Source organism: Moraxella sp. CTOTU48268, from assembly GCF_032069585.1.
In the GTDB taxonomy this organism is placed as follows: Bacteria; Pseudomonadota; Gammaproteobacteria; order Pseudomonadales; family Moraxellaceae; genus Faucicola; species Faucicola cinerea.
In genome coordinates this window covers 19,294-27,633 of sequence record NZ_DAMALV010000031.1, presented here as the reverse complement: position 1 = coordinate 27,633, position 8,340 = coordinate 19,294, and the positions used below count along the sequence as shown (strand labels likewise).

Annotated in this window: 6 protein-coding genes; 1 reads left to right on the top strand and 5 read right to left on the bottom strand. The window is 45.0% G+C overall.

Going from position 1 to position 8,340, the window contains the following annotated elements:
* Positions 1 to 217: 217 nt before the first annotated feature.
* Genes tauD through tauA form a run of 4 tightly spaced genes read right to left on the bottom strand, consistent with a single transcriptional unit; the run spans position 218 to position 3,953 of the window.
* Positions 218 to 1,075 carry a taurine dioxygenase gene (tauD, locus tag RT143_RS09680; RefSeq protein WP_313092750.1) on the bottom strand — a complete coding sequence of 286 codons (858 nt, stop codon included), beginning with the start codon at positions 1,073 to 1,075 and terminating at the stop codon, positions 218 to 220.
* Between the two features lie 30 nt (positions 1,076 to 1,105).
* Positions 1,106 to 2,011 carry an ABC transporter permease subunit gene (locus tag RT143_RS09675; RefSeq protein WP_409519712.1) on the bottom strand — a complete coding sequence of 302 codons (906 nt, stop codon included), beginning with the start codon at positions 2,009 to 2,011 and terminating at the stop codon, positions 1,106 to 1,108.
* Positions 2,012 to 2,064: 53 nt separating this feature from the next.
* Positions 2,065 to 2,844, bottom strand: a complete 780-nt coding sequence (locus RT143_RS09670; protein ID WP_313092749.1) for a taurine ABC transporter ATP-binding protein — start codon at positions 2,842 to 2,844, stop codon at positions 2,065 to 2,067.
* 29 nt (positions 2,845 to 2,873) lie between these two features.
* Complete coding sequence (gene tauA / locus RT143_RS09665; protein ID WP_409519711.1) at positions 2,874 to 3,953, bottom strand: taurine ABC transporter substrate-binding protein; 1,080 nt, start codon at positions 3,951 to 3,953, stop codon at positions 2,874 to 2,876.
* A 228-nt stretch (positions 3,954 to 4,181) separates the two neighbouring features.
* Here tauA and RT143_RS09660 point away from each other — a divergent pair, with 228 nt between their 5' ends.
* Positions 4,182 to 5,696, top strand: coding sequence for an aminoacyl-histidine dipeptidase (locus tag RT143_RS09660; RefSeq protein WP_313092748.1), 1,515 nt, complete (start codon positions 4,182 to 4,184; stop codon positions 5,694 to 5,696).
* Between the two features lie 274 nt (positions 5,697 to 5,970).
* On the opposite strand, the gene RT143_RS09655 is transcribed toward RT143_RS09660, so the two are convergent.
* Positions 5,971 to 8,034, bottom strand: coding sequence for an OPT family oligopeptide transporter (locus RT143_RS09655; protein WP_313092746.1), 2,064 nt, complete (start codon positions 8,032 to 8,034; stop codon positions 5,971 to 5,973).
* Positions 8,035 to 8,340: the final 306 nt, after the last annotated feature.

Sequence of the window (8,340 nt, the reverse complement as noted above, 5' to 3'; positions counted from 1 at the left end):
GTACAGGTCTCCGAAGCCTGTGGCGTGGGTTCGAGTCCCGCCGAGCGCACCATTTTTTTGATTTTATCCTTAATCTAAAACATTAATTTTATTGATGAAATCAGTATCATCTGCCTTTAGTTTACCTGATTGTAATCACCTATTTTATCGTTTATTTGAAGGTAGGTGCTGGTAGAGACTACGTCATTATCGGTCTAATATTAAGCAACCATTAGATTTAATGATAAAACGGTTTATCCCCATTGATAGTCGCACGGTGCATGATACGATGTACGGTATCGCCATAATCATGGGTCGCATAGTGCTGAGTAGCTCGATTATCCCAAAACGCAATGTCATCATTTTGCCAATGCCATCTTACCGTAAACTCAGGTTTGCTAATATGTTGGAATAAAAAGTTGAGTACCGCTTTACTTTCTGAGTCGGATAATTCATTTATCTTTGTGGTAAAGCCTTCATTGACAAAAATTAATTTTTTACCGGTGACAGGGTGGGTGCGAATGACGGGATGCACCACAGGCGGATTGTCAATTTGCGCTTGTTGCCACTGGGCAAATCCCTCGGGGGTATTGCCAAATCGCTCTTGCGGGAAGGATTGAATAATATTGTGCGTTGCCGTCAACCCTCCCAAAAAAGCGCGAAACTCAGGCGATAAATTATCATACGCCGCATAGCTGCTTGACCACAGCGTATCACCGCCAAAGCTTGGGACTTGTTTGGCTGCCAAAATACTGCCAAGCGGTGGCGTTTCGCTAAAAGTCACATCGGTATGCCAAATGGCATTGTCTCGCAAATCGGTTTTATGGTTATCAAGCAGTACAATCTCTGGCTGATTATCGGCTTGAGGAAAAATCGGGTGAATATGCAGTGAGCCAAATTGACGCGCAAAATCCGCTTGTTGTTTTGGGGTAATTGCCTGTTTACGAAAGAATAAGACTTGATGCGTCAATAATGCTTGCTCAATTTCGTGTTGTTGAGCGTCTACCAAAGGTTGGCTAAAGTCGACACCTGTCACCACCGCGCCAATATTTGGGGTGATTTTTTCGATTGTTAACGTGGTCATGATGATCTCCAAATTGTTCAGTTATCAGTTGTTACAGCTGTTTTAATATTTGCCGTACCAAGGGGCAAGGTTGGCTTGTAATTTTCTTAATAAAATTTCTAAAATAAACGCAATCACCGCAATAATTATAATCCCTAGAATGACAATATCCGTCGATAGAAACTGCGCGGCTGACTGAATCATAAAGCCCAACCCTTTAGTTGCGGCTACCAATTCAGCTGCCACCAAAGTGGACCAACCCACACCCAGCCCAATACGAATCCCTGTTAGGGTATGCGGTAAAGCCGATGGTAATGTCACATGCCAAAGTAATTGCGATGGGGTCGCACCGAGCGATAGCGCGGCAAATTGGCGGCTTTTATTAACCGTTAAAATACCCTGCAATGTTGAGATAATAATCGGCGCTAAAATCGATAAAAAGATAAGCGTGATTTTGGTCAGCTCACCAATCCCTAACCAAATCACCAATAATGGCAAATAGGCGAGCGGGGGAATCGGGCGATAAAACTCGAGTAACGGGTCAAAAATAGCCTGAACTGTGCGATTGGTTCCCATCCAAATTGCTATAGGCACACCCACAACCACTGCCAAAACCAAGGCAATAAATACCCGTCCTAGGCTAGCAAATGTATGCTGTATCAAGGTTGCCGACATATAGCCTTCCGTGGAGATTTTGACAAACTGTTGCCACACACTGGTAGGTTTTGGCAAAAATAAACTTGGCACCAGCCCTGTCGCAGTCACCGCCCACCAAATTGCTAACGCAGTAACCACACTGATAAAACCCCATACCACCCCATGATGTTGGGACACAAAAGATGAGGCAGGGGTAGGGGGTGTTGTCACGGTAGTCTCAATAACGGCTGCAGTTGGTGCTGACTGATGGTCGATTGGTTCATCAGCGGGGTGAGTTGTGGTATTAATCTTAGAAATTGTTTGGCTCGTCATGGCATAATCCCTGTTAAATTATTATGATGAATTGGCGCAGTTTTAGCTAGCTGTCAAATACGACCTGCCACAATTTGCTGAAATAACTGTTCTCGCCATTCAATAAACTCACGGTCTGATTTTATGGCTCGGGTGCTTTGTCCTTGGGCAAAGCGTTGGCTAAAAGTCGGCTGGTAATGGTGCAGAATTTTTCCTTGACCCATCACCACCAAGTCGGTTGCCAAAAATAACGCTTCTTCAATATCATGCGAAATCAACAATATTTGTCGTTGGCTTTGTTGCCAAATATTGAGTAGTAGTTCTTGCATGGATTCGCGCATAAAAGCATCGAGGGCAGCAAACGGCTCATCTAGTAACAACATTTTGGCTTTTGATGCTAGTACGCGGGCGATGCCCACACGTTGTTGCATCCCGCCTGATAATTCCCAAATCGATTTTTCCGCAGCATGTTCTAGTCCTACCCACTGCAAAATTTGCTCTGTTTGTTTGGCTTGCGTTTTGGCATCGACCCCTGCTAATTTGCCGGCAAAACTGACGTTGTCAGCGACATTGAGCCAAGGGAATAACGCATGGTTTTGAAATACCACCGCTCTATCTACACTGGGCTTGGTAATGGCTTGACCGTCTAGGCTTAACGCGCCTTGGGTCACAGGAATAAAGCCTGCAATGGTGTTGAGCAAAGTGCTTTTACCGCAGCCTGATGCCCCAAGCACCACACAAAAACTTTGCGCTGCCAATGATAAATTCACCTTATCAAGTGCCAACGTGGGGTGGCTATTGGACTGGGTAGTTGGATACTGTACGCTTAAATTTTCAATCACTAATCCGCTCATGCTATCTCATTCCTTGTTAAGCCTTGCTACTACTTGCTATCCAAATATTGATTGGTGACAAAATCTGAATAATCGGCTAATACAGTATCTACCTTGCCTTGTGATTTAAGAAATTCAGCCGTTTTGCGGATGTTGTCGGCAAATGGTTTTTGTAGCAAAGTCTGCTGTTCACTGACGGGTAGATAACGATTACCTGCCAGGAGGGTGCTGATATCGCTCGGTGTTGAACCGGTAATTTGCGCAATTTTTTGCACGTTACTAGCATTACCAATAAAGGCTTTAGGGTCTTGGCTATATTTACCGGTGGCATCGGTGCTGATTTTGACGAACTGTTTTAAGAAGTCAGGATTTTTTTGGGCAAAATCTTTACGCGCCACCCATAAGTCATAGGTTGGACTACCCCAGCTAGCCACTTCTTTTGAAGTCGTCAATACATGCCCAGTCGCTTTGACTTTACTTAAAACAGGCTCCCAAACATACGTGGCATCAATATCTCCTCGCTCCCAAGCCGCATTGATTTCGGGTGGACGAAGGTTAATAATGGTGACTTTGTTTGGGTCAATGTTCCAATGCTTTAGCGCGGCAAGTAAGCTGTAATGGGTGGTAGAAACATAGGGCACGGCAATTTTTTTACCGATTAAATCTTGCGGTGTTTTGATATTACTAGCATTTCTGACGACCAAGCTTTCCGCTTCACCGATTTCACTGGTCACCAAAAAAACTTGAAGCGGTACGCCTTTGGTGGCAGCGGCTGCCAATGGACTTGAGCCGATATTGCCAATATCAATGCTGCCGGCACTAATGGCAGCAACGACGTCTGCACCTGTATCAAACTTTCGCCAATTGATATCACGCTGCGTGGTTAGTTCATAGGTTTTGTCGGCTTGAGCAAGTTTGGCTGGGTCAACCCCGGTTTGATAAGCAATGGTAACGGCTTGCTTGCTATCCGCGGTCGAGGTATTGCCCGTTGCAGACGCGCTGTTGGGCGTTGCTTGATTTTGCGACTGTGTTGGTGACTGCGAATTTGATTGGGAATAAACATAGCCCGCGCCAATCGCCACAATTCCTGCGGTCAACCCTGCCGCGAATAATTTATTTTGCTTAGTCATTTTTACCCCTTAATTCATCATAGATATTCTGTATGTGAATTATTATGTAAAAACCTGTATATTCTGTAAAATAATATTAATAATATTATATTTTCTAAAATGGAATAATACTGTGCGTTTGCCAATGGCCCTATAACTAAGCTAACCAGAAATAAGCTGACCATTCTTATGTAAAATTCGCTACAATATTGCCTTTGATAGTTAATACACTAAAAATTGGGCAATACCATGACAACCAATCTCTCTCAACTGTCACCCACTGCTGTTTGGCAATGGTTTGATCAAATTTGTGCTATTCCACATCCTACTTTTCATGAACACGCATTGGGTGACTTTATTGTTCAAGCAGTCCAAACCCGCGGACAGCAATACGGGTTAACGGTCAAAAAAGATGAAAAAGGCAATATTTTTATCTATAAGCCAGCAAGCGTACAGCTTGATAGCAATATGGCAAACCATCCTGCGGTGGCTATCCAAGCGCATTTTGACATGGTGGCACAAAAAGGGGAAACCACCAACCATGATTTCATCACTGACCCTATCAAACCTGTCATTAAAGACGATTGGGTTTGGGCAAGCGATACGACGCTTGGGGCAGATAATGGTATTGGGCTTGCTATGGCATTGGCGGTGGCGTTTAGTGATGATATTGTCCATCCACCGCTTGAGTTGATTTTGACTTGTGAAGAAGAAATCGGCATGGGCGGCGTCCAAGCCATTCACCCAGAGTGGCTGACCGCACCTGCGATGATTAACCTTGACTCGGAAGATGAAGGTGAACTGTTTATCGGCTGTGCTGGCGGGCGTGATGCCACATTTCAGTTAACTTGTCCGCTTATTACCGTAACCGAGGATGTCACGCCGATGGTGATTAAGGTGAGCGGTTTACAAGGTGGGCACTCTGGTATTGATATTCATAAGGGCTTAGCCAATGCTAACTTATTACTGGCGCGCGTGCTGGCAAGCCTGTTTGGCTCATCGCCTTTTTATCTACAACACTGGACAGGTGGGGTACTGCGAAATGTGATTACGCGTGAAGCCTCTGCGGCGGTGTTGGGTGATTTTGAGCGTATCAGCCAGTTGCTTCCTACTATCTTGCAAACGCTACAAGCTGAATATAAAATCACGGAACCCAACCTGACCGTCACTGTTGAAAAACTAGTAGACACCGACGCGCCGTCACCGGCATCTACCAACCTGTCCGCCCTTAGTATAGCCGACAGTCAGCGTATGCTTAACTTGCTGCGTAGCCTACCCAATGGCGTGATACGCATGAGCGATAGTTTTGCCGGCGTGGTAGATACATCAATTAGCACGGGTGTGGTTAAGCTTGGCCAAACTCACGACAATAATCAAATCGCCACCCTTGAGATATGTTGTCTGATGCGATCTTTGGGTGAAACCCCAAAAGATGACATCGCCCAGCGGCTACAAGCTTTAGCAGATTTGGCAGGGGCAGCGCTAGAGTTAAGCGATGATTATCCAGGCTGGCAACCTGACCCAGATTCTAAGCTATTGGCAGTGGCAAAATCTGTGATGGCGAGTCATTTTGCAGGCGAGCCAAAGCTGCAGGTGATTCATGCCGGTCTTGAATGCGGCATATTTAAAGGTAAATCGCCAAACATGGACATGATTTCTTTTGGTCCAAATATCCGTGCGGCACACTCACCCAAAGAGCGCGTAGAAATCGCCAGCGTGGCAAAAACTTGGCAGGTGTTATTAGACTTATTAAAAGTTTTATAATTGCTAAAATAATCTCTATAAGCGACCCCTTAGCTTGACGGCAAGATTAGGCGCTGATTGTTTCATCGCCTTGTCGTTGTGGCTTAGGACTACTCATGCTGCTATCGCAGTTGTGAAAAAATGTCGTGGCTAAGGTTTTGAATTTAAGGTTTTAAACCTATGGTGTTGAGCCTATTTTCTTACACCGCGATACATAAAAAACCCTTGAAAACACTGATTTTCAAGGGTTTACTGATTTTCAAGGATGTGTAGAGATATTAGATTTTAATGCTTGTTATGCCGATGTTTTGGCACTGCTCAACACGCGTCTTGCTAGTATCACGATAGCCAATACAAATGCCAATAACCCTAGCCATTGGGCAATATTGTCCCAATTAGCAAGTTTAAGCGCCAGCGGTGCATCTGAGCCGCCTGTCGTGACTGATGCGGCAATAATAAACGCCATAATAACACCAATCAAGCTTTCGCCCACAATTAACCCTGCAGCAAATAACGTGCCTTTGCGCTCTGCAAGCTTTAAGTTGCGCTCAAGTTGCGCCGCCGCACTGTTTTTAGTGATACGGTTTTTAATCCACCATGCCAACACCGAGCCTATAAAAATCGGCATATTAATGGTAGGTGGCAAATAAATGCCCATACCCACTGCCAAAACTGGCAAGCTGTATTTACCCGCTGAAGTTTTGCGTAATAAGGTATCAGCGACAATCAGTACCGCACCAATCAGCACACCGATAAGGATAAAGTCCCAGTTCAAATTATGCGCAAAAATCCCCTTGGCAATTGTGGTCATCAAGGTTGCTTGCGGTGCGCCTAAGGCTTGCGAGGCATCCATATCAGGGCGAGGTAATGCCCCAGTAAAGCCATAAGCTTTGTACAGTAGTTCTAAGATAGGGGAGATTACCAATGCACCTACCACGACACCAATCATTAACGCAATTTGCTGACGCCAAGGTGTGGCTTTTACCAAGTAACCCGTTTTTAAGTCTTGCAAATTGTCATTTGAAATCGTCGCCACACATAATACCGCCGAACCACAGAATAGCGCCAACGCGGTGACAAATTTGCCATCGCCCGTGGTTAACAATTGCGGATAGGCATTGCCAACGAGCAATAAAATGAGCGAAATCACCACAATCGAGATAATACCAATACCTGAAATTGGGCTAGACGACGATCCAACCAAGCCCGCCATATATCCACACGCTGCCGCTACCAAGAAACCAATGATAAAGGTGACTGCGGTACAAACCAATACTAGCAACCATGCCAAACCCGCTGGCAAGCTTGCATCCGCCACAAACTGATAGAAACTAACCGCCAATAACAACGTCATTACCACCGTCCAACCGATCATGACTTTGGGCGATAAATCCTGCTCCATACGACTGAGGTTTGATGAATTGCCACCTTTGAGCGCCTGCATGGAAATTTTTAATCCCTCAATCATTGGCTTCATAAGCGTGAGTAGCGTCCAAATCGCGGCAACACCAATGGTACCTGCACCGATAAAACGGACATTTTCCTTCCAGATTTTCATGGCAAATGCCGACATTTCCATGTCACTGGGCTGAGGCGTCATGCTCGTCAATATCGGCACCGCTGCACCCCAAGCAATAAAGATACCCAGCAAAATAGCAATACCGCCCGCTACGCCAACTAGGTAACCTGCGCCAAGTAGCGCCAAGGAAAACCCCATGGGTAATTGGGTAATCGCCGACCCTGCTTTAAACCAGTAGCCTGCCGAATCTGCCAACACCCTAAGTCCACCCGTCAAAAACGCTACAATGCCTGATAACGCGCCACCAATCACAATATCCTTGGCACCTGTTGAGGCACTTGTTGAGGCATCTGACTGAGCGGGGGTATCATCTGCGGTGTCCTGTTCGCCTGCCCGCAAAATTTCAGCAGCGGCAACGCCTTCAGGGTAGGGCAAATCACTGTTTACCACCATCGCATAGCGAAGCGGAATAGTAAAAATCACCCCCAAGATACCGCCAGCGATACATAAAATAGTGGTTTGCCAAAATGGAAACCCTGTCCAGTAACCGAGCATTAATAACGCTGGCAACACAAAGATAATGGACGATAAAGTACCTGCCGCAGAAGCTTGGGTTTGTACAATATTATTTTCAAGAATATTGCTATCTTTGGCAAATTTTAAAACTGCCATTGATATCACCGCCGCTGGAATGGACGAGGCAAACGTTAAACCGACCTTAAGTCCAAGATATACATTGGACGCGGTAAAGATGACAGTGATTAATGCCCCAAGAATAATGCCCCTTAGCGTCAATTCTTTGTGATTGGCATACATATCACCGATAGGCTGAACTTGCATGGGCAAATCTCCATGTAAAAGCAAAAGTTGATGGTGAGTAAAAAAAAGCTTATGGATTATACTGCGTTTTATGGCTAAAACAATAACTTTTATCTAGAACACTTACCCTTGAAACACTACGGGTCTGAATATGGCTATCATTGTGTAGCAAACGTTGTTTGGCAAAGCACGCCAATAATAGTTGCGCTGCATGCATATAGATATAAGATACTTATGTGATTAGTAAAATAATAAGTCTTACCTACTAAGCAAAGAAAAGTTAAGCAAAGACAAGTAGTCAAGTATATCCTGCAGTGGCAGCCACGA